This is a genomic window from Photobacterium sp. GB-210, assembly GCF_003026075.1.
GTDB lineage: Bacteria > Pseudomonadota > Gammaproteobacteria > Enterobacterales > Vibrionaceae > Photobacterium.
The window spans coordinates 179,660-203,398 of the sequence record NZ_PYNU01000004.1; the positions used below are offsets into that span (position 1 = coordinate 179,660).

At 39.1% G+C, this 23,739-nt stretch carries 20 protein-coding genes and 1 pseudogene; 8 read left to right on the plus strand and 13 right to left on the minus strand.

The genetic code is table 11. The features are described 5' to 3' along the window. Positions 1-121: 121 nt before the first annotated feature. The 3 genes from C9J38_RS08895 to C9J38_RS08905 form a co-directional block, all read right to left on the minus strand. A complete protein-coding gene (locus C9J38_RS08895) occupies positions 122-775 on the minus strand; it encodes a transcriptional regulator (RefSeq protein WP_105061497.1) in 654 nt (217 codons plus the stop codon). A gap of 215 nt (positions 776-990) precedes the next feature. Further along, the gene (locus C9J38_RS08900) at positions 991-2,280 is read right to left on the minus strand and encodes a serine dehydratase subunit alpha family protein (protein WP_107206760.1); all 1,290 of its coding nucleotides are present in this window, start codon (positions 2,278-2,280) and stop codon (positions 991-993) included. A 46-nt stretch (positions 2,281-2,326) separates the two neighbouring features. Continuing rightward, complete coding sequence (locus C9J38_RS08905) at positions 2,327-2,707, minus strand: RidA family protein (RefSeq protein ID WP_008989716.1); 381 nt, start codon at positions 2,705-2,707, stop codon at positions 2,327-2,329. A 326-nt stretch (positions 2,708-3,033) separates the two neighbouring features. Between C9J38_RS08905 and C9J38_RS08910 the strand changes: the two genes are divergently transcribed. Continuing rightward, positions 3,034-3,810, plus strand: coding sequence for an AzlC family ABC transporter permease (locus C9J38_RS08910; RefSeq protein ID WP_107206761.1), 777 nt, complete (start codon positions 3,034-3,036; stop codon positions 3,808-3,810). Positions 3,811-3,824: 14 nt separating this feature from the next. Next, entirely contained in the window at positions 3,825-4,205 is a 381-nt protein-coding gene (locus C9J38_RS08915) for an AzlD domain-containing protein (RefSeq protein WP_107206762.1), read from the plus strand. A 401-nt stretch (positions 4,206-4,606) separates the two neighbouring features. Here C9J38_RS08915 and C9J38_RS08920 read toward each other — a convergent pair whose 3' ends face one another. Beyond that, a complete protein-coding gene (locus C9J38_RS08920; protein WP_006644747.1) occupies positions 4,607-4,807 on the minus strand; it encodes a hypothetical protein in 201 nt (66 codons plus the stop codon). Positions 4,808-5,440: 633 nt separating this feature from the next. On the opposite strand from C9J38_RS08920, the gene pdxY reads away from it, so the two are divergent. Next, positions 5,441-6,298, plus strand: coding sequence for a pyridoxal kinase PdxY (gene pdxY / locus C9J38_RS08925; RefSeq protein ID WP_107206763.1), 858 nt, complete (start codon positions 5,441-5,443; stop codon positions 6,296-6,298). A gap of 67 nt (positions 6,299-6,365) precedes the next feature. Here the strand turns inward: pdxY and C9J38_RS08930 are convergent, their stop codons facing one another. From C9J38_RS08930 to C9J38_RS08950, 5 genes are all read right to left on the minus strand, one after another. Then, the gene (locus C9J38_RS08930; protein WP_233217691.1) at positions 6,366-7,145 is read right to left on the minus strand and encodes an ABC transporter permease; all 780 of its coding nucleotides are present in this window, start codon (positions 7,143-7,145) and stop codon (positions 6,366-6,368) included. Continuing rightward, positions 7,138-7,806 (minus strand): ATP-binding cassette domain-containing protein, encoded by a 669-nt coding sequence (locus C9J38_RS08935; protein ID WP_107206764.1) that lies wholly within the window; start codon positions 7,804-7,806, stop codon positions 7,138-7,140. Before C9J38_RS08935 ends, C9J38_RS08930 begins: the two co-directional genes overlap by 8 nt. A 224-nt stretch (positions 7,807-8,030) precedes the next feature. Beyond that, entirely contained in the window at positions 8,031-8,240 is a 210-nt protein-coding gene (locus tag C9J38_RS08940; RefSeq protein ID WP_006644751.1) for a cold-shock protein, read from the minus strand. 424 nt (positions 8,241-8,664) lie between these two features. Next, positions 8,665-10,650, minus strand: a complete 1,986-nt coding sequence (locus C9J38_RS08945) for a bifunctional UDP-sugar hydrolase/5'-nucleotidase (RefSeq protein WP_107206765.1) — start codon at positions 10,648-10,650, stop codon at positions 8,665-8,667. Between the two features lie 300 nt (positions 10,651-10,950). After that, the gene (locus tag C9J38_RS08950; protein WP_199189219.1) at positions 10,951-12,795 is read right to left on the minus strand and encodes a hybrid-cluster NAD(P)-dependent oxidoreductase; all 1,845 of its coding nucleotides are present in this window, start codon (positions 12,793-12,795) and stop codon (positions 10,951-10,953) included. Between the two features lie 205 nt (positions 12,796-13,000). On the opposite strand from C9J38_RS08950, the gene C9J38_RS08955 reads away from it, so the two are divergent. Continuing rightward, entirely contained in the window at positions 13,001-13,573 is a 573-nt protein-coding gene (locus C9J38_RS08955; RefSeq protein WP_107206767.1) for a cytochrome b/b6 domain-containing protein, read from the plus strand. 179 nt (positions 13,574-13,752) lie between these two features. Here the strand turns inward: C9J38_RS08955 and C9J38_RS08960 are convergent, their stop codons facing one another. Further along, a complete protein-coding gene (locus tag C9J38_RS08960; protein WP_107206768.1) occupies positions 13,753-14,424 on the minus strand; it encodes a type 1 glutamine amidotransferase domain-containing protein in 672 nt (223 codons plus the stop codon). A 110-nt stretch (positions 14,425-14,534) separates the two neighbouring features. Here C9J38_RS08960 and C9J38_RS08965 point away from each other — a divergent pair, with 110 nt between their 5' ends. Next, entirely contained in the window at positions 14,535-15,425 is an 891-nt protein-coding gene (locus C9J38_RS08965) for a LysR family transcriptional regulator (protein ID WP_107206769.1), read from the plus strand. A 133-nt stretch (positions 15,426-15,558) separates the two neighbouring features. Then, positions 15,559-16,116, plus strand: a complete 558-nt coding sequence (locus tag C9J38_RS08970) for a sugar O-acetyltransferase (protein WP_045150568.1) — start codon at positions 15,559-15,561, stop codon at positions 16,114-16,116. 383 nt (positions 16,117-16,499) lie between these two features. On the opposite strand, the gene C9J38_RS08975 is transcribed toward C9J38_RS08970, so the two are convergent. Both C9J38_RS08975 and C9J38_RS08980 read right to left on the minus strand, forming a co-directional pair. Further along, positions 16,500-18,230, minus strand: a complete 1,731-nt coding sequence (locus C9J38_RS08975; protein WP_233218486.1) for an ATP-binding protein — start codon at positions 18,228-18,230, stop codon at positions 16,500-16,502. 6 nt (positions 18,231-18,236) lie between these two features. Further along, positions 18,237-19,250, minus strand: a complete 1,014-nt coding sequence (locus C9J38_RS08980; RefSeq protein ID WP_107206770.1) for an SIR2 family protein — start codon at positions 19,248-19,250, stop codon at positions 18,237-18,239. Between the two features lie 606 nt (positions 19,251-19,856). Between C9J38_RS08980 and C9J38_RS08985 the strand changes: the two genes are divergently transcribed. Together C9J38_RS08985 and C9J38_RS22000 are read left to right on the plus strand one after the other, a co-directional pair. Continuing rightward, complete coding sequence (locus C9J38_RS08985; RefSeq protein ID WP_107206771.1) at positions 19,857-21,530, plus strand: DUF262 domain-containing protein; 1,674 nt, start codon at positions 19,857-19,859, stop codon at positions 21,528-21,530. A 760-nt stretch (positions 21,531-22,290) separates the two neighbouring features. Then, positions 22,291-22,647, plus strand: a pseudogene (locus tag C9J38_RS22000) (regulator). Between the two features lie 96 nt (positions 22,648-22,743). On the opposite strand, the gene C9J38_RS09000 reads toward C9J38_RS22000, so the two are convergent. Continuing rightward, a complete protein-coding gene (locus C9J38_RS09000) occupies positions 22,744-23,730 on the minus strand; it encodes a DUF4435 domain-containing protein (RefSeq protein WP_107206773.1) in 987 nt (328 codons plus the stop codon). Between the last annotated feature and the right edge of the window lie 9 nt (positions 23,731-23,739).

The following is a 23,739-nucleotide window of genomic DNA, read 5'->3' on the forward strand; positions in this document are numbered from 1 at the left end:
GATCGCTATTGTAAAACTTAAGGCTATTAACAATAAATATAAATAGGAGACTAGATTAGATTTATACGCCTTCAAAAAATCACCTGAAGGCATATTAATAAGAACATTCACAATGTATATATCATGCTTCGTGGGCACGAATTTCACGCAAATAGCGATAAATAGTATGGATAGAGATATCTAATCCTTTCGCTGCAATTTGTGCACTGTCTTTTAGATCAAAAATGCCTAATTCATGTAAACGAGTTACTATCTCACGGCTTTTTTTCGATGGTGGGATACTGCTATCATTCACCACTTGTTCTCGCACATTTTCAATTGAACTGTGCATCATTTCATCATTGTTTCTTGCAAACGTTTCTGATGTTACTCCAAACTCAAAATGCGAATGGATATTAGGTAACAAACTTTGCATCATCGACTGAAACGGTGCGTCTAAATTAGAATTTACGCATAACATACCAATCGCTTTATTTTGTTTATTTCGAATAATGGTAGTTAACGATCGCAATGTTTTACCATCAGGACTTTTGGTAATGTAAGCATCAGAAACATCTTTACCTTCATTCAGCTTTACTAACGCAATATTCGTGATTGGTGCACCGACTTCACGCCCTGTAATATGACCATTCGCAATTTTAATGATTGATGGATTATTTGCATCCAAACAATGTAGTAGCACTTCTGTATGCTCTCCCCACATTGCCGCAATACCATCAACGATATTCTCCATCGCACGGAGGATATCGTAATCGCTTTCGGTTAATTCATTCACGCTTGATCCCCTATTTGAACATAACGTTCCCAATGACTTCATTGCTATTATTGTATCAATAATAATACATTCAGAGTATCTACGTTTTTCTTTTTAAATGAAAATAAAGAAGCATTCAGAAAAACAGTACGGCTTTCCACAAATAGAAAAAGCCATTGCGTAATCATGTTGCGATAAACATGATTACTCGCAATGGCGCTTATAATTCTTGTTACTTATGCCGACATAATATCAATGATTGTTGCATCAGTATTTACCATACCAAATCGAACCATCTTACCGACATTACGAATAGTTGTTTCAACATCTTCAGCAACAATGCCTTGAGATTGTGCTTCATGATTTTCAATCGCCATTAAAAAGCTCATTACCGCAGAGTTTGTTGAGCTTTTAACTTTCATAGCACACGTGGATTTCGCGCCATCACAATACATACCTGTAGTATCACTTAGGGTATTTTGAATCGCTGAACACATTTGCTCAAAATTACCACCGGCTAAATAAACCATGCCCATTGCAGCTGCTGAGCTTGTTACCGCATTACCACAGAACGGTGATAGTGGCGGATAGAATGATTTCATATAAATAGCGCCAAGGTGGCTCATGATTAACGCGCGCGCTAGTTGCTCTTCAGAAGAGCCATAATGTTTAGCGATTCCAACTATCGGCATCGTTGCCGCAATACCTTGGTTACCACTACCATAATTACTCATTGCTGGCAGAGTTGCGCCCCCCATACGAGCATCAGATGCCGCAGCGGTACGCATGACGACATTGTTAATTAAACCATCGCCAAATAGACCTTTAGCAATACTTTTTTGAATCGTTCTGCCTACCTGTAATCCATAGGCATGTTTTAAACCTTCATCTGATAACGCACTATTTAAATCACGCGCTTCGAGAATAAATTTAATCTCTTCAAAATCAACGCTGGTAGCAAACTCATAAATACCTTTGATTGAGATATCGACACCTTCACACACAGACGCCGTTGATTTTGGTTTCTCACTCGTATTGACATCAGAAGACGCATCAAACACAACTTTGCCGTTCAGCATTTTTTTCACAACTTGTGTATGACCGCCGCTAATTTCAACTATCGCAACATCGTCACCCACTTTTGCTTCAACACAACAGTAAATAAATTCTTCAACGTCTTTACGACCTGCTTTAATTTTACCGTTATCAATCAGCTGCTGTGCTTTCTCGACATCTTCTGCCTTAATATTTACAAGTACTTCTAAACCACCATTAGGGTTACCACCAATAGCACCAGCAGCAGAAGCAATAGGTAAACCAATACGGCCAGTACCAGGAACAAAAACACCCATAGAGTTTTTAAACAGGTTATCAGAAACCTTAACGTCTAGTTCTTCAGGCTCTCGTCCAAGCAATTCAGCGGCAACAGCTGATGCATATGCGGCTGAGATCGGCTCTGTACAACCAAACGCAGGTTTAACAACTGTATTAATGATATCTTTGTATTGCTGCCATTGTGTATTCATAAGTAACCCCTAACGGTTTTATTTTTATTGTTTAATGCAGATCTAATTATTTACGGTGTGCAATCGCTTCAATTTCTACAAGTGCACCCATTGGTAAATCTTTCACTGCAAAACAGCTACGTGCAGGGCACTCTGTTTTAAAGAAATCAGCATAAACCGCATTAAAAGCAGCAAAGTCTTCAATATTTGCTAAGTAACATGTTGTTTTTAAAACTGTATCCATGTCACCACCGCCCGCTTCAAGAACTGAACGTAAGTTAACTAATGACTGGCGAGATTGTTCTGCAATACCACCATCTACAATGCCACCTTTCTCTTTACATACTGGAAGCTGACCCGATGTAAAGATCAAATCGCCAAATGCATTACCGTGTGAATATGGACCAATTGCGTCTGGTGCTGATTTAGATGTGATTACTTTTGTCATGATTTTTATCTCGCTATCGAAAATTCAAATTTAGTTTAACCTTTAAAAATCAAAACTTGCAATTTTTTTTGCATCTAATATCAAGATCAATACTTCCAAAAATGAAACAACCTACGCAACACACTGTTTTAAAAGAGATAAACGAAAAATAGTATCAAAAAACCGCCACTATATGAAAATATATTAATAGCTTGATAGTAAAAATGATTGAATAAAATATTGCATTAAAATATATTTGCAGACAAATAAGGCAGCAAAAAAAGATAATCACTCAGCTTAATTGCAAATTTTTTTTCATTTAACGACACAGAACAAATAGGCGCCGCATGAAAAAACAACTTATACAAGCAGGTTTAAAGGCAATCTTCCCGCTCTGCGTAGGGGCATTCCCATTTTCATTTATTGTGGGGGCAATCAGTATTAACGCAGGTATGGACGTTCTACAAAGTACGTTATGGTCACTGACTGTTTTTGCAGGCTCAGCACAGATGGTTGCGCTTGGTCTGGTGCAATCCTCTACTGAATTAATAGTGATTGCGTTAACCACCTTTGTTATCAACTTACGCCACATTCTCTATAGCGCGTCACTGTCTGAATATGTAAAAGAATACTCCATGCCAACACGCGCACTAATGGCATACGGCTTAACCGATGAGGTATACGCAGCAACCGTGGGTGAGATGAAACATGAAAAACCAGGGCGTCATTGGTTTTATTTAGCAGCAATGTTTGGTTTTTGGGTGAACTGGGTTGTTGCTGATTTCTCTGGTGCCATGATTGGTTCGTATTTTCCTCACATCGCCGATTACGGTTTAGATTTTGCAATGGTTGCCGCCTTCATTGCCATCGTTATCCCACAAGTTAAAAATCGTGAATGTATTGTTGCCGCAGTGGTCGCAACAGTCACAGGGATCTTACTTTCAGGCCTTCCTTACTCACTCGGTTTAGTTATAGCAGCAGTCGTTGGTGTGTACGCAGGCTACAAAATGGATTTATCAACTGAGCATATGGAAGCCGAGCTGAAAGAAGAAGTTCGTCACGAAATGGAAAAAGAAGATAAAAAGCAAATAAATATTCAACCAATTAACGCAACTGCTGAATAATAAGGGCTACTATTATGGATTCTCATACACATATCGTTTTAAGTAATGAATTTGTAATTTACTTATCATTAGTCATGGCGGTAGCCACTTTTGTTATCCGTTTCGCGGTTATTGGTATGGCAGGACGCTTCAATATGTCTGAGCGTTTTAAAAAGACATTACGCTTTGTTCCTGTAACAGTATTGCCAGCAATCATTGCAGTAGAAATTCTAGGTAAAGGTTCAAACTTTGCCTTTAACCTTGAAAACCCGAAAGTACTCGCAGCGATTGTTTGTACTATCGTAAGCCTACGCTTTGGACTTATCTGGGTGGTAATTAGTGGCTTAATCTCATTAGTTATATTCCAAAATTACTTAGAGCCAATTACCCAGTTTTTAACGCATTTCATGGCGTAACCATTAAAACTGATACACAAAAAATCCCGAGTTTAACTCGGGATTTTTTTTAACTAACGTTCAACCAATAACAATTTTTTGATTCGGTTGCCTGTTTACATCAGTTCAACATGTAGCACAGTAGAAATAATATGATATTAAAGACAATTCTTTACCATCCTTTCAAAACTAAATATCACCAGTGAACGTAAGCACCTTGAGATAACTGATTTATATAAAAGTAGCGAAGCATAAACTTATCTATTCTAAATGTATTTATATAAAGAAATCATTAATAGTAATGAACAGTTAATTTTTAATACCATAAAACAAAACAGCCCAAGATATAATAGTTATATTATTTCTTAGGCTGAATGTTATTCTCATAATCTATAGAAAGTATGAGTTATAATTTATCGTTTTTAGATGAAACGAATTTTTACTGCTTTTAGCTTATTGCTTGAATCGTCTAGAGAAAACTCAACCATACTACCAGATGAAGGCTGTGAATGACTGCATACTTGAGATGCGTCAAAACGAATATCGCCACCAAGATCGCTTGTAATTAAGCCAATCTTTTCTACTGGGTTGAAGCTACGAATAATACCTGTTTGTGAAGTCATAGTTATATTTCCTTTCAGCCCAAACAGCGCTTTAAATTAGCGGTTTTGTTTGTGGCTATCAATTTGAGTTCGAATAGTTAAAACCACCAATTAATAATAATTGCGGTAATTATCGTTTTACTCATTGACCTACTACTTCTGAGCTAAAAGATCACCCTTCTTTTAGCCGATCATTGCGCCTATCGTTTGCAACAATAACGAATAACAATGTTAGAAATGACGTTTTGATAAAAAAAACACATGAGGTCCGAGTAACAGACGAGACAGACATTAAACGCTAAATTTTATTCTGTAAATATTTTTATGTCTTTTTTTTGTAAAAAACTGTGGGTAACCACTGAATAAAAACCTTACTCATTGTTTTTTAAATAAAAAAATATCGTTTTTTATTTATTATAAAAACCATAAAACGGTCAAAAAACAAACGATAACAGAAGAAAAAACCTATAATAAAACAATCTTCAATTATAAATAACACACTCTCATCTAAAATAAGTCGATAATAATATAAATAATCGTCTATTTTTTAATCTGCATAAATGAAAGGAATAATTACGATATAAAATGACTAGGTTTCTTATATAAGCAAGGGTAAAGTATGCTTAAAGAGACCGAAGGTTATAAGGAACTTCGATGAAAGGTATTCTATCTATTCAATCACATGTAGTGTATGGTCACGCAGGAAATAGCTCTGCTGTTTTTCCTATGCAACGTATGGGATTTGAAGTATGGCCGCTTAATACTGTGCAATTTTCTAATCACACCCAATATAAAGAAGGTTGGACGGGCAAAGCTTTCTCTGGTGATGATATTAGTGAGCTTGTTGCAGGTATTGAAAGCATTGATCAATTAAAGAACTGCGAAGCTGTATTGACAGGCTATCAAGGTAGTGCAGCGCAATGTCTTGCTATTATCGATACTGTGAAAAAAGTTAAACAGCAAAATCCTAATGCGATTTATATCTGTGATCCTGTAATGGGTGACCCAGAAAAAGGCTGTATTGTTGCCGATGGTATTGCTGAATACCTAATTAATGATGTAATGCCTATTGCTGATGCTATCGTACCGAATCAATTTGAACTAAGCCAATTTGTCGGTATGGAAATCCATAACCTTGCTGATGCTGTTACTGCATGTCAAAAAGCCTTAACAATGGGCCCAAAAATGGTACTGGTTAAGCACTTACACAGTATATCTGATGATAAGTTTACGATGATGTTAGCAACGCAAAAGGGTTGTTTCCTTGCACAGCGTCCGCACCTTAAGTTTGATAAACAACCAGTAGGTGTTGGTGATTTGATCTCATCATTATTTACTGCAGGGCTATTGAAAGACTGGACACCAGAACAGGCTTTTGAACATGCGCACAATGCCTGCTACGCTGTGTTAAAAGAAACACATAAACGTGGCGAATGGGAATTACAAACCATTGCAGCACAAGATGAAATTGTATCACCAAGTGAAATTTTTCCGATTAGCGAAATTAACTAAGTGAACACTAACAATCTTAATTAAAAAAGCAGCTTAATTGCTGCTTTTTTATTGTCGGAAATAGTACTTATTGCACCTCACCATAAGCATTGAATGTTACCCGCCTAACAATGCTCAAGGTAGTCGCTACCGAAATTACGCCAGAAATAAAAATCGCGACCATAATCACTAACTGGTATTTCACTGCCACCAACGGTGCCGCTCCACCTAAAATTTGTCCTGTCATCATTCCAGGTAAACTGACAATCCCTAATGTCATCATCGCGGCTAATTGGGGAGTTAATGCTGCTTTTACTGCTGTCTGTATAAACGGCAAGGCAGGATCAGGAGCGCCTAATGACAAATAATACTGATATTCATGATGGTTATCTTTTAATAGGCTCCCCCAGCGAGATAAGGCTAATACATTTGCCATTAAGCTATTACCAAGCAGCATTCCCGCAATTGGGATCATATACTGTGCTTGCCACCAAGGGTCGACTTGAATCACCCCTATCAGCATGACAGGCAAAGCAACCAATAATGCAGCACACTGCCCTGTTATTACCGCAGGCAACACACGCTTTACATTCACCTCTGCCCGTTTACAAATCGTATAGCTTGCCACTAATGCCATGATTGTTAGCCACAGCATATTTATTGCCACACTCTGCAAACCAAACAAGGTATGAAGATAAATACCCACAACAGATAACTGAAGTGTCATGCGTAATACGCCATTAATTAAAGTGCGATTTAACCCTAATTGCCAACGCTGAAACAAGAACATGGGGATAAGTAATAACAGGTAGAAGCCCGCCATCGCCAGCCAATGAATATCCAAAGTACTATTGATTGATTCAGACATTACACTCATCCTTACTTAACGACATAGCATGCACATGTGTTGCACTTGCTAACCAAACAGGATCATGTGATACAGAAACACAAATAATTGTTAGCTCAGAAAGCAATTGAATAATTCGATCTCGCCCTGAAGGATCAAGGGCGGATGTGGGCTCATCCATCAACCACACATTGCGCTGCATTAATATGCTTCTAGCGATGGCTACACGCTGCTTTTCGCCCCCAGAAAGAGTATCAATAGGCTTGTCTAATAACACCGTAATACCCGCTTGTGATAAAGCAGATAAACACAACTCATCGTTAGGTACAGGAAAATGAGTAATGGCTTTTAAACGCCAAGGAAGATGTAAGACATCACGTACACATTCTCCGCCCATAACGGCTTGTTGTGGCAAGTAACAAATGTTTTGACGCCAAAAGTTGAATGCTTTTACATCAATCAATTGTTTATTGAAGGTAACAGTACCTAACTGAGGAGCTTTAAGCCCAGCAATCACTTGTAGCAAGCTACTCTTACCACAACCAGAAACGCCAGATATTGCAAGGTGTTGCCCTTGTTTTATACAAGCAGAAAGCGAGCAATCACTATGCGATTCAAAGCCTGAACGCAATTGATTAAAGGCTAATATATCAATGTGATTTTGAGATGATTCTGATTGCATCCATTGCACCCAAAATACTAAAAACGAACGTTAAGTGTATTGAAGCAAGATAGCGGACTCAAACAGTTTCGTTCAAAATAAAATAACGAAAGACGAAATAGTGGTAAGTAGAGAGATATAGTAGAGAGATATAGTAGAGATTCTTAGATACGTAATGTTGAATAACAGATACAAAAATGCCGACATAATGTCGGCATTTTTTAAACTTTTAACGTAAAAAAGAATTAAGCTTTTTCAACGTTAGCAGCTTGAGGGCCTTTTTGACCTTGTTCGATATCAAAAGCAACCTTTTGACCTTCAGCAAGAGTCTTGAAACCTTCGCCTGTGATAGCACGGAAGTGAACGAATACGTCAGCGCCGCCGTTGTCTTGAGTGATGAAACCGAAACCTTTTTCTTCGTTAAACCACTTAACGATACCAGTTGATTTAGACATGAGAGTCTCCAATATTTTTTAAATAATTCGCAAAAATGCGTTTGTAGCCAGAAAAGAATTATTTACGTTATAGCTTATGAGTGGAAAGCTTCATGACACTGGTATAGCGTTACAGCGAAGATTTTCTAAAACATAATGTTACATATAAATAGGTCTGACTTACAGGCCGAGGACTATAGTAATGATATTTAGGGAATTGTATAGCTTTATTTTTTAAATAATTTATTTTTTAATCTTATGGGTAACAAAAGCAATATATATCATAAGGTTAAACACGAATAAACCAGTTAATATTCTATTAATATTTCGTGAAAACCGCATTTTCATTGTCTTTTTTAGACGATTCCAAAAAATAAAAAGCACCCTACCGCTTTTATTAATCACATGTAGGGCGCCTACTTTATTTACCTAAAACCGCAAAGGTTTATTTTTGTACGCGATCTAGCGTAACAACTTCATAACTTAGCGGTACAAGGTTAGGACGACTTTGCTGGATATAATCAATCACAGCTTGAGCATCTGTATTACAGCGCATATTGGCGGCTTTACAGTTTGGCGCAGCTCCTTGGTAATTTACTTGGTACTTGTCGCCTACTTTTTCAATGTTCTTAACCTTAAAGCCTGTTAACTTGCCATCAACATAGGCTAAATCGACACGTCCAGAGTGATCCTTTTGCGCTTGATAAACAGGTGTCCAACCATCATTACCCGTTGCGTTATAATTATTTACTGCAACATTGTAGGTTTTATTATCTTGAATTGGCGTCCAAATTGGGTTCTTTTCTGTGCCAGTCATCACCTCAACATTATTAAGCTTGCCTGCTTTATTTGCTGCTGTTTCGGTAAAGCTATAACGAATATGACCGCCATAAGGGAATTTACCCGCATGAGCGCCTTCAGGCAGCGTTGCAGAAACCGTTTGTTGTAATAACTGTTTAATCACAGCACCTTTAAGTGGTACTACAGACATAAAGTTTGAGAACGGTAAAAGCTCTAATGACACATTACCTTCACGGTATTCACCCGCCTCAATATTGGTACGAATGCCACCTGCTCCGATCAAAGCAAAGTCCACTTTCATACCCGTTACTTTTTGAACTTGAGGCTCATTCGCCCAGTAATATTGGCCTTCAGCTATAATAGGCGCGACATCTGAGCCATGCTTATCTGTGCCACGATCGCCAGGACGTCGCTCATGTTTAATTTCTACCGGCACTTGAGCAATAGTTTTACCGTACGCTTTATCTACTGCTGGTTTGTATTTAGTATCAATACGTTGGCGTAATAAAACATCTTCATCTGTGATCGTGATTTTTTCATGATTGTCGATGAATTTTTCAACGATTGCCGTTTGTACAGGGGTAAACATATCGCTTTGTTTACGATCGGCATGATGGTAGAACTCATCGTTACTCAATAAGGTATTGTGACCTGCACACTTCACCACGTCACCGTTCGCATCAAAGCTTACATTTACTCGGCCAATCGCTTGAGCATACTCACCCGCCTGAACAACACATGTTTCCGTTGTACCATTTGGGTTCTTCACCATTTGGGCATATATACCATTATTGTTTAAACCCAAGTCAGCAAAGTCACCTAATAACGTATGTGAGTGACCGCCAACAATAAGATCAATACCGTTAACTTTTGACGCAACATCAAGATCTACTGCATTACCGATATGCGTGAGCGCAATAATATTATCAATCCCCTTGCTCTTTAGCATATCGACGGTGGCTTGTGCCGTTTTCACCATATCGTAAAATTTCACATCACCCGTATTAGGTGCAATATTTGCCATGTTATCTAAGGCAATACCAAATACCGCAACAAGATTTTTATCTTTAGGTAAGTGGTTAATATCTTTAACGACTGTCTTGTTATTGCCATCAAAAGCAAAAATTTGGTAAGGGCGTAAGTTAGTTTGATCTTTCAAATCAGCATCTTGGCTAGCATCTACGTTAGCTGCAAGCACAGGGAAATTAACACTACCGATAAAAGCATTTAATTTTTTATTATTTAAATCAAATTCATGGTTACCTAATGCCATTGCATCTAAGCCCATTTTGCTTAGCATGTCAGCATTCATTGCCCCATGGTTTAGCTTAAAGTAAGCACTACCTTGCCAAGCATCTCCACCGTGTAAGAATAGTAAGCTTTGATTATCTTTTTTAGCTTCAGCTTTATATTCTTTCGCCATCGTTTGCAGGCGAGGATAGCCACCAAACTCGTTATAAACTTTGGTATCGTCAGCTTTAAAACTCGATTTTACGGGGTCAAAATTAGAGTGGGTATCATTAATATGTGCGACCGTTAGCGTAAAAGGTTGGTGTTGAACGATAGGCGTTGTTGCACACCCTGAAATAGCTAAAGTGATAGAAAGTGCGATAAGAGGTTTGCTAAACATACGAGATCCTTACTCTATTGTAATCGTTTGCGCGAGCAGCATACTCCACATTTAAAACCTTTTCAGCAATAGAACTCAAAATAATATTCTTTCAAACCAACTTTTTATTTTGAATATATAAAAAATGGCTTCTATGCTTACCTTCCAGTTGAAAGTACATAAGAAGCCATCTAAATAACAAAGTTATTGCAATTGTTGACCTTTGTATTCACCCGTCAACGTTTTAAGGTAAGCGATGATTTATCAATATCACCTTGACTTATAATCATCGACATCGCCTCCTAAATTACCTGTAGCTCACTATTTAATGATTTCTAGATCACTTCTAGGCACACAGCAACATGCTAGCACTTTTCCTTCAGCACGCTCTTGCGATGAAAGTGCTGGAACCTCTGGTTGTTCTACCTCTCCAGATTTCACTGTGACCTTACAAACCCCACAAAAACCAGCACGACAGCTATAATCCATCTTAATACCAGCCGTTTCTGCTTGCTCTAATAACGTCGCTTGGTTATTCCCTTGGAAAAGCTGTCCATCAATTGATAATTCGACCGTCTTTTTTTCTTCGAGTGCATGACGTACAGGCCCAAACGCTTCTTGGTGATAACGAGAAGCTGCCATGCCCATATTGAGCAATAACTTTTTCGCCGACGACATAAAGGCATCAGGACCACAAACAAATACCTGACGTTTATCTAAATCACTCATCATGGCTAAATGACCAATGCTTAGTCGTCCAGATTCACCTTGCCAGTCGCGTTTGGGTTGCGTTAATACGATACGTAAATCAAGAGAAGGATGCTTCTCTTCTATTGCGCGTAATTCCTCTAAATAAGGAATATCAGCTTCAGTACGGCATTGATGATAAAACACCACATCACGCACTAAATCATGATCGGATAAATATCGTAGCATCGACATCATTGGCGTTACACCACTCCCCCCCGAGAGCAATAATAATTTATCCGTATGTACCCCTAGGTGAAAATCACCACTCGGCGATTCAGACACCAATGTATCACCGACTTGAAAGTGCTCATGTAACCAATTAGAGATGCGACCGTCATTAACTCGTTTTACTGATATTGCATAACGCCCAGGACGTGATGGGCTAGAAGATAATGTATAGCGACGAGAAATATATTCACCATTCACTTCTAACTGAATAGGTAAATGTTGCCCCGGTAAATAAGTCGGTAACGCTTGGTTTTCTTGATGAGATTCTAGCCAAAATGTAGTGAAATCTTGCGCAATATCTTCACGCTCGACACACGTAAGCTGTAATTTTTGTTCACTATTATCTGGATATATTTCTTTCGGTTTCGTTTCTAATATTTCAATGGTGTCACCAACAGAAATAATACCTTCATTAAGTGCCACAAGATTTTGTCCGAAATAGACATTACCCGTTTCATCTGAGCGGAATTTTGCCATCGTAACCAACGGCTCTTTACTTTCGCTAAACGTTGCTGATTTAGGATCGACCGTAGTTAAAATGCATCGAGCACAAGGTTTGACCGCTTCAAACTCTACTTCACCGATCCGAATACGTTTCCAACCGTCTTCTGCGAACGCTTCCGTATTACTCACCACTAAATTGGTTCTAAACTGATCCATGGTGTGGTGTTCACTACTACGCGCATTAAGCGCTTGAAGCGAGGCTTCACTGATCACTAATAACGGATAACCATCAGCAAAACTCACATTTTGACTAATTTTAGGACGCACACGGTTTGATTGCTCACCCGTAAATAACAACTGAACAGGTTGCCCTAGTACGTCACTAAACCATGCATTGGCTTGCTCCGTCGTGGTATAGGCGATGAATGTATCTGCCCACACGGTTGAGGATGCTTCTGCCATAGCAAATTGAGCATACTTCAATACTAAACAGGCTTTACCTTCATAGCTCAGTACGATGCCATCGGCAATTAGCGCCGCCTTCACTTTTACCATTTTGGGAGATTTACGTGCCGTGATCATATCGCCTGATAGGGTCGCAACCATGAAACGACGATCGAAACTGATCCCCTGTTTTTCGACCCAAACTTTGGACTGGCTGATGCCTGCTATTGATTTTACGGGAAAGACATTTAATTGGGATAATTGTGGTGTATCTGAAAGTGTGCTCACTACTCTCTCCATGACAATATGTATTGGCAGCAATAGTGTAACACTGTATTAACAGGGCTAAAAAAGAAATCTATCGAACATTTTTGCCTATTTACGCATTAAAAATGAATATTTACTTTACAAGTTTTAATCTACTTTCTATCTGCTTATTTTATTCCTTTATGCTAAATTTCCTATATCTATCATATCATTCTTATACCACTGATTAAGGTTCACTATGCCGCTACTTCATTCTTTTTGGCGCTACATCAAACATTACTTTCCCAATACGGGGCTGCGCCATATTCATACTTCATTAGCCGCTTTAGTGATCTTACAGATCTTAAATAGTAATTTAGTGCACATGACCCATGCCGGTGAAATCGAAAGTGGCGTTTTCTCTACCCTCTTCTTATGGGTACATATTATTCTTGGCATATTGACCGTTGTCGTCACACTCGCAATGATTAGCTACATGTTAGTTAAACAATCATTTCGTCAATTTTTCCCTTACCTTTTTGGTGACAATGCCGTTTTATTCGATGACTTAAGACAACTACGCCACGGTAAATTACCCGAGCCAAGAGAAAAAGGCTTAGGGAATATTATTCAAGGATTAGGTATTGGCGCGTTGATCTTAATTGAAGCCGCAGCACTGATATGGCTGGCGCTGTGGTTAAGTCACTCACCTTATGCTAACGATGTGAGAGAGATCCATAAATCTCTGACAGGTTTAATTGAAGCATACTTAATTGGTCATGGCGGTATGGCACTGCTTCACTTCTTTATTGAACGTAAAAAATTCGCTTAATTTTAAACCCACTTTATAAATAAAAAGCATAGCCCAGTAATGTTTGCATCCCATGATAGGGCAAATATTACTAGACTATGATATTTAGCAGCACCGATACAAAATATCATGTTAGTCAATAACTCAAACCACTGCGCTATTTAAAATCAGATACTTGTTAAACCCTATCAACAATCTAATTACGTCAGTGATGTCACTAACGCCTTACCAACACCGTGAGCACTAGTCGGGTTTTGGCCAGTAATCACTCGTTTATCAACGATAACGAGTTCTTGCCAAGGCTGTACTTTACTAAAGCGCGCCGCCTTTCTTGAAAGCGCTTCTTCCAGTAAGAATGGAATATGCGTAATCGTACCGAAATCTATTTCTTCTTCACGTGTAAAGCCCGTTACCGATATAGATGCAAGTAGGCTGTCACCATTACTTAATGTAATAGGAAGCAATGCCGCTGGGCCATGACATACCGCCGCTATAACGCCACCGTTTTCGTAATGTTTTGCAGCTAATTGCGCAAAATCAGTATTGGTGGAAAGATCAGATAAAAGACCAAAGCCACCTGGATAAAATACCGCATCGTACTCATCAATATTCACTTGCGAGACGGGGATCGTATTATTGATTCGGTTCTGAAAATTATCATCCGCCAACACAATGCGGTTTACCTCATCACCTTCGATATCCGTACCATAAAGTGGCGCTTTACCCCCTTTAATCGATGCGATGTCATAGTCAAAACCAGCGGCAGTCAGCTCATGAATAACGTGCGTTATCTCTGGTGAGTAAGTGCCATTCGCTTGGTCAGTATCGCCCAGAGTTGCATGATTCGTTACAGGGATCAGGATCCTTTTCATTGTCTTTTCCTTCAATGATTGAGTTCAAAAACATGTTAATTCAAATCAATATGGCTGATAATATAGAGAATTGGCAAATCATTGTTGTTAAATAGCAAAGATAAAGGTCTATGAATAGTTTCGATGGGATCATTGAATTCGTTGCAGTCGCTGAAAGCCATGGCTTTTCCTCTGCGGCTAAACAGCTCGGTTGCAGCACAAGCCACGTTAGCCGACAAGTCTCAAGGTTAGAAGAGAGATTAGGTGTCGCCTTATTAGCTCGCTCAACCCGACAGGTCAATGTAACCGATGCTGGACAATTGTATTATCAACAATGCAGAGGACTGGTAAATGGGTTACAACAAGCCAGCGAAAGCGTAAACACACAGCAAATTACGCTGAGTGGAACCTTACGCGTCAGCGCTGCTGGTGCATTTGCCGAAGAGCATGTCGCTCCAGCGCTAATGGCATTCGCGAAGTCTTACCCAGATCTTACTATCGAGATGGATTTTAACTCTCGTATGGTGAATTTTATCGAAGATGGTATCGACTTTGCGATCCGTTATGGGGCACTAAAAGATTCAGGTTTAGTCGCGAGAAAACTCGTTGATCGCCCTATGGCTGCGGTTGCCAGCCAAGACTATTTAACCCGTTATGGAGAGCCTACTCACCCTAGCCAATTGAAACAACATAGCTGCATTATTGCCAATAATGACCACTGGCTTTTTGAAAAAGAAGGCAACACCCTTAATACCCGTGTTCACGGTCGATGGAAAAGCAATAACTCTAATGCTGTTATCTCGGCATGCGAAGAAGGGCTAGGCATCGCATATATGCCCAAAACCAGCCTAGCGAAAGGGTTAGATTCAGGTTCGCTTATTCCGATACTGCAAGATTTTTGGGGTAAAGGTAATAGCAGTTGGATCGTATATCAAAACCAACGTTTTCTTCCTGCGCGTGCTCGCTTAGCAATAGACTATTTAATTCATTATTTCTCTGATTGGGATTCACTGCATAAATAAACCCTTAGCCATTGCTTTCATCTTTTGGGTAGATTGGCTCTATTTTCTTGGAGATTACTTACTCAATAACAATATAAATCAGTAAACATAACGTTTTTATTTCAAATAACTCTATAGCACGTTGAGAGACAACATGACTGAATTCGAAAAAATGCTTGCCGGTGAAGACTTTGACGGCGGCGCAGACTGTATTAACCAGATTCGTCAAAATGCTTCGAACTTATTACAGACCATTAACCAAAGTACAGATGACTCTCAGCGTCATGAACTATTTCAACAGCTAATGGGAAAGATTTCTGCATCGAGTCACATCCGCTCCCCCTTTTATTGTGAGTTCGGTAAAACGATCTCGATTGGGGAAAAGACCTTCATCAATATGAACGTAACAATGTTGGATGGCGCTAAAATTATTATTGGCAATAACGTAATGATTGGCCCGAACACCCAGCTTTACTGTGCTAGCCATGATCTAAACTATCTCAATCGCCGTAACTGGGAAACCATTTGTGATCCTATTACGATTGAGGACGATGTATGGATTGGGGGCAATGTTGTGATCAATAAAGGTGTGACCATTGGTGCGCGTTCTGTCATTGCCGCTAACTCCGTGGTAAATACCGATGTCCCACCTGACTCACTATATGGTGGAACACCTGCAAAGTTAATCAGAATTATCCATGAGAACCAATAGGCGATCAGGGGTTAGCAACAATCTTATGCATGATGCATAGCAATATAACATAACGAGTTTGTCTAATATGTGAATTAGCCTAATAGCTAACTCACATATGGACAAAAACGCGTTAGGGACTTGGCTTTATTTAGGCTGTTAGGTATTAGGAAAAATAAGGGTAATTTTATATTCGACTGTTCAATATCACCCTTCATGATATTTTCAATATTTACTTATATAAGGTGGCTTGGGCTTGTCCAACACTTCGGATATGTGTTAGCTGTAATTAGAGACGCAAAATTAATCGCTGAAGTTTCTAGACCTGCTAGTGCTGTTAAGTCCCTATTACTTTTTACTAGCTCTTAATCCTACAAAAAAGAGGGAGAAACCCCCTCTCAGAATCATTGAATGTTTTGTTTTCGCCAGTTTTGTATCGCCTTGGCTATGCGACCATGAACGGCCTGTTGTTGCCACTCATCCCAAAAATCGACAGTACCACTATTTGGTTTGTGGATAGGTTCATCAATTCTGATACGGCTTGGTAATAAGCTAGCGTCACCAACGACCAGCGCTTCGCCAGTATCCAATGTCGGCAGAACATCACTAAACCCTCCTAGACTATCTGGTAGCAACCTTTTCACAACTGCCTGATCATCTGCATTAGTAAGACGCATTGATACGAAGTTACTACACTGACTCAACATGGTCTTGTTTACTTCTGAAGGACGCTGACTAATAACTACTAAGCTGACCCCATATTTTCGTCCTTCCTTAGCAATTCGTTCAAAAATCTCTATAGAAATATCATCAGCAGCACCAGCCGTGTTACGTTGTGGGATGTATAGATGCGCCTCATCACACAGCAAAGCTACTGGATGTCGCTCCTCACTAGAAGTCCACTGCTGAATAGAAAAAGCTAATCGAGCAACCATAGAAACGATCAATGGCAAAATATCAGAAGGAACCTCTGAGAAGTCGATGACTTTTATGCCACCTTGTCCATTTTCTTCAGTACTTCCCAACAAAGCGTCCGTTAGTTGACCAAGCCAGCCAAACTCCAACGTGTCTGCACCACCTTGAAACAGAAAGCCTAGTCTTCTGTCTGTAACTTTATTTTCTAACCTCGCTATAAGCCGAGAAAGTTTCCCATAAAACTCTCCTTGTTTAGGCTTACCATTTGCTCCAGGGACCATCTCCGAGTTTATTTCATTCAGCCGATCTAGCAGCACATCAATATCGAAAGGAACTGGGCTATCTACAGTAAAGCTATCTAGAATATCAGCATACCCTCCAGCCTCTAAGTACTGCTGTTTGGCGGCATTGACTTCCCGTGACATGATCATGGCCTGATTAGGTGCGTTTTGATCAGAGCGGTCAACAAATAGCGATACAAGAGCTTCGTAAGACAAGAGCCAATAAGGCAAGTAAATTGCACCATCAGCAATTGTTCTTCCTGCATCAATTTCCCCTGGACCCGCGACTTTATAATGCTTCAAGCCTTGATGCTGCAAAGGGGCATATTCACCGTGGAGGTCAAAGACAATTGCGTTGGATGACTCTAAATTAGCCATCTGCTCGATGATTTTTGCAGTAGTCCATGACTTACCCGAACCAGTACTCCCACCAATAAATGCATGTCGTTGGAAAAACTTGTTGCCATTTAGATACGCAATAGCATTGTCATCCAAGGTGTACTTGCCCAACGTAAGGGAGTTACCGTCAGCTGCTGCATTAGATAACACTCGCATAAAACCAGTAAGTTCATCTCCTTCTAAAGCAAAGCAATTAGCGTCTATTTCTGGGACACTTTCCAACGTTCTTCTAAAAACGTCTCGACGTGATCCATATCGGTCAAGCATCGTGCCAATTAAAGCCACCTTACAAAGGTTTTGCTCATTCGATGCATCCTCATCCCCATCTTCAAGCTCGAATAACTTTTTACGAGTAACTTGAGAGATTAACCCTATCAAGTGCTGCCCCGGTTTAGCGCTTTGTAACACAGCAAGCCTGTTCACCTGCAAGCGCTTCAATAATTCGCTATCTTCAACCTCAACAATAACGGTAGTAGTGTCAACTGAAGCAACTTTACCAAGTGCTTGCTCATCACTGTAAGTAAATAATGGCAATTCCATCTCTCCCTAGAGAACTAATTCTAAATAACCAGATAGGCTCCAAAAATCACAATTGACGATAATAGGGCCGTCAGTTTCTGAACTGTAAATTATTGATTGATTGTCGTGTTCCCCTCGTTCAATAGCCAAAAAGTTATGGGCTCTTCCCGATAAAAGAAAGTCTCTAGCAGTATCACTCAATCCCCAGGTAACAAGAGTTATATACCCCCCGCCACGGATACATTTTTCTACCAACTTTTCTTGAATATGTTCATCGTTAAAGCCGAAACCAACACAAAGATATGAGTCGCTATTTCTAATCGCACTGTCAGCCATCTGAATAATTGTTCTGAAGGGTTCATGGTAAGTCGTCATATATTTAGCTATACCTGGCGTTACAATCTGAGGCTTATGCCCTTCAGGGATAGTTTCGACTTGATTTAAACCAATCACATCACCAATAGGACTTGTGAACCAGTCTAGACTGCCATGTACCTTTAGAATGTTAACTACTCTGTCTGCTCGAAGTAATCGAGGTGGGGTTTGTAATCTTCGATAGCCGTGAGTAAATCCAGTGTAATGATGAACCCCAGCTTGCTCAGCTGCGTATTCAGCAAGACGATCATAGTTAGTTGTCACAATATCAATTTGATCTGCGACCGAACGAAATAGGCCTTTAATCAACTTTGCTAAAGGAAACTCATTCGTTCCCAAAAGAGAAGATTTAAACACCTCTAAATCTTGTGGATTGAGTAAGTTCCAGGTAGCACTAACTACTGCATCAGTTAAGGTTTCAGATAAGCGAATCTCATGCAAAGCGGATTCTAAGTCGGTTCCTGATTCCAGCAACGCTTTAAATCGTTCCCAAGCTTCAAGCTCCGCACCATCAAGCCCACTAGTTTCAACTGTACTTACTAAATGTTTCGACAGTTCTCCCATTCCCGATAGTCCAAACGCAGCTGATGCGCCGCTACCAAGAATGATTACAGGAGATTTTTGGTAGTACTTTTGCGCCTGAGCGAAAAAGTCAAATTCACTCATGAATAATCACCTAGTTTTATAATAAAAGAATCGTATCTATACCACAATCACAGCTCAAACATTGTGTTAACCATCAGACTTAACAGACAAAACAATAATCTTTTCAAAAAATGTTCCACTTTCTCATCTACTTCACTCTCTATCCAAGCTACTGCTCTAGCTCTAAAAATTTATCGATACAGGGGACTCTCCGCTCCCACCTTTCTATAGATTGCAGAATTGCCCAATGCGTTTTTATAAGAAAACGGGGAAAAGTCTTACCCTTTGCACGATTAGATTTGGTAGGGCAATTATGGGGCTCGAAGAAAAATCCTTACTAATGGCTCCAGCACACTTAGGGGCAAATGTGAGCTAACCACATCAGCTAGCTCGAAAGTGGACATTTCTGAGTTACGAATGCCATCACTGTCTGCCTTGTTCGCATAAATAAAAATATGGGAAAACTCTATATCAGTAGCCAATTTAGTGAACCACTATAAGCCCAAATATGGGTTCTAATGTAATGAATCAAAAAATACTGCATTAGTCACTGTTTCCTTTTACTGCATCAACTATGATTAACCCATTGATATTAAACGCTTTGTAATGTTTAGTAATGGGAGTGAAATGAACTTTAATCAAACCACAGTATTGGCTTTCTTTGAGCCCTCTAAGGTTAGTTACGAGATCCCTGTATACCAGAGGGCTTATGCTTGGGGAGAGAACAACTGGAATGAATTCTTGTCAGATCTTTATGAGCAAGTAGATGGGGAAAACAACTATTTTTTCGGGAATATTCTTCTTGAATGCGTAGAAAAGAACAAGTTATACGAAATCATTGACGGCCAGCAAAGGGTCACTACCATTACTATATTTGTTCGCTCTCTACTCAATGTATTAAAGACACGAAATGACCTGTCAGAACATGATTTTGACATTGATGACACTGAAGAAGCTTTCATCAGAGATAAAAATATTAAACTCCGCCCAGTTGAATATGATCGAAGTTGTTATGACTGCCTAATTGTCGAAAATCACGATCAGTTTGATACCTATTCTCCATCACAAAAGAAACTACTTGAAGCGAAAGTATACTTCACTAAACAACTCTCTAAACTTGATACTGCACGCCTTGTCAGTATCCAAGAGAAGCTTGAAAATACCGACCTTACCATCATCGAGTTGGAGGGTAAGAAGGATGCGGCTCTGATGTTTGAACTGGAAAATAATAGAGGCAAAGAATTGACCAATATGGAAAAGGTTAAATCGTATTTCATGTATCAGATGTACGTGAATAGCCCTGCTGACGATGTTGATAACAATATCGAATTTGTATCGAACATATTTAAACGCATTTATCAGGTAATCTACAACATAGAGCGGATTAATGAAGATAGTGTACTGATATACCATAACAATGCGTATATCAAGGGGTATGCCTATCGCACTTTGGATGACTTGAAGGAAGCTTTCCGTAACAAAGATGACAAAGTTACCTGGATAAAAGAGTACGTTCGAAGTTTAAACGATTCATTCGTGGCCATAGATAAGTTACAACATGAAGAGAGTCTGTATGCGAAAAGATTGTTTAAACTTGGGATCCCCGCGTACATTTACCCATTCATTATAAAGGGCTACCGTTATAACTCTTCAGATCTCCCAACTCTTTTCCGCATTCTTGAAGTGATAACCTTTAGAGCTAAGCTCATCAATAGTCGGGCAAATATCCAAGATCGTCTCAATGAAATTTTGCTTTCCTACAATGGCAACAATGCTGTCTTATCAGAAAAAATAACAAGTAAGCTCAACGATACATGGTATTGGAGTGATACAAATACGAAGAACTATCTACATGGCGGGATGTACGGAAATAATGTATTAAGCTACCTACTTTGGAGCTACGAGAGTTATCTTCAGAGTTTGGGATATTCAGTCGAAGGGTTCAAGATTACTAACCAACAAATTGAACATATAGCACCGCGTACGCCTACTGATGGAAGTACTCTCGAAACAGGATATGAACTCAATGAGCAAGGTGAATATTCCGAAGACTTTAGCTCTAAATACCTCAATTGCCTTGGTAACCTGATGCTCATATCAGGGTCGCATAATGCGTCCATCGGAAACAAACCATTTGCCGATAAGTTAATATCTTACAGAAAGAACCCCATTCTCAACCAACAGGCTGAGATTGCTTCTTTCGTTAAAGATAGCGAGAACCCAGTGTGGGATTGTGAAGCAATAGATGAACGGCATAAAAAAATCGTGGACTTTGCGATCACTGAGTGGTCATTTCGGTAAAGGGTAACCAGCCACTATCCAGAATCTATTGAGACTGGATAGTGGCAACAAACGGTTCATATATATCAAAGTCATGAAGAAGTACAAGCGAACTGATTTTTAGATATTCACCCTGTGATTTTAATCGTTACCCGACTAGATGCGTAACGTCACTAGCTTACCTTAAGATAATTTATGACACTTACGACTATGTTGGTACAGGATTTTAGCTCTTCAGAACTAACTGACAGTAGCGGTGAAAGCGTAATATAACGTCCTTCTGCATCACCAACCAAGACACCCTTGCTCAAAACACAGCTCATATATATTAGCTAAATGCGCAGTTTCGACTATTTCAAGACGGAGTAATAAACCTTCACCTACAGGGGGCATAAGAATCTTGCTACCAATTACAGCTTCGTTTAATTCCTTTTTCCACCAATGGCCCATCTCCTCACAACGTGCTACCAAATTCTCGTTTTCCAGAATACTCAACGTCGTTAACCCTGCAGTAGCAAAAATCGGATTCTTTTGGTGGGTATAGTGACCTATAGCCAACTAGGTTTGACGTCAAGACGCTTTTGGGCAGAACTGAGTCGGCCGTGCAGCAAGTACGAAACTGGACAATTATCATTTTCGGAAAATCGAACATTAGCAATTCATGAGTAATTTTTTATAAGGCAAACTTGCCAATTAGTGCCCCTTCGTACAGTGCGCACTTTACCTTGTTATGCATATCTGACTATTTTATTACAACCTCTTGTGTTTAGATGTTTTTTCTGTGAAGTGTCGCGAAATAAGTAAAAATTACATTTTTCGAGAATTGGAATGCCAAATGACGAGGTTGCTGAACTGTGTTTTAAATCTGTGAGAACTGTTACAGGTTGGGACGAAGGAAATCCAATCCCTCCCGAGTGTAAAAGGCTAATGCGAATAGCAAAGGGGCGAGAACTAAGCATAAATGAAGACTGGAAACAGTTCAAAATGTTATACGAACGGATGAAGATACCGACTGGGCAGGTAGTTAGACCACTACAAATATTGGCGGGAATTGCGCTTCTGGGGATTTAATCTGAGTTAGAGATCAAGGCTTCAAACACATCTTTTTAGACTAGCGATAGCAAAAATTAAATTATAATTTATTGACCTAAATTCTTATCGACTTTAGGTACTCCAAATAGTGTTATTGGTTGTTAGAAGGGCTGTATAAAGCAAACATCAGCCCTTCCGCTTACTAATTAGTTTGAAGACATTCTAATTGAGTTCTAGCATGTGCGAACAGTTCTTCGTACTCGTATTTGTTTGAAGTACTTCTCATTGTGGAAAAGTTTCTCTCATTTTTAAAAAAATTGGAGATTTCATTTTTTCTATTATTAATATCTTTACCAGTTGCTCCAGAATTTTTAAAATTATGTAATTCTTCTACAGAGAGGCGCCGTCGAATTTCATTTACGATACAGTCAATAATTCTGTTTTCAAGGACATGTCCGTTTATATATTGATAAGCGGTATCAGGGGTCAAGTTGTATGACTTACACATAGAAAAATGTGCGTCAAGGTTGATCTCTTTTAATGCGTCATCTAATTTGGCTTCATATGTCTGTAAAGTAGCATTAAACTCAGCGTAATTTGACTCGAAATACATCTGAAAAAGGATGTCATGCCTTGGCGTGATTGCGTCGTGAAAAACTTTTTCATTAGAGAATTCCGGGTTAGTATTTAAAAGATATAAGTACTTTACTAGAACATCATAAATCGAATTTGAGTAAGATCTTAAAAATTCGCAAAACACTAAGCCTGAAGGTTTATAGAAAGCGTATTTTGATAAACAGTCATTTAGAACAGATGCGCTATTTAAATAACTTTCTTTACTGTAACCATATGTATGAATGACGAATTTGTTATCACAAATCTCTTTACATTTAGGAAAACGATTAGGTGTCAAATGGTCAAAGTCTGCATCTACAGCGAAAACAGCTAATTTATTAGCTTTCTTTAACAAGTCTTCAAATCGCTTTTTCCCTCTTGTAGAATCATCTTCAGCCCCTGGTCCAGAAGCCATATTAAACTCATAGTTTTTTAGAATCTCAGGGCCAAAGAACAACTCCCAGAAACTAATGTCCTTTTCATTCTCTATATAAATGAAGCCTCTTTCTTGATTTTGGTATTTAAAAATACCATGAGCCTTTATGTAATCAGGGTCGACTAAATAATCTAACATTTGATCAAC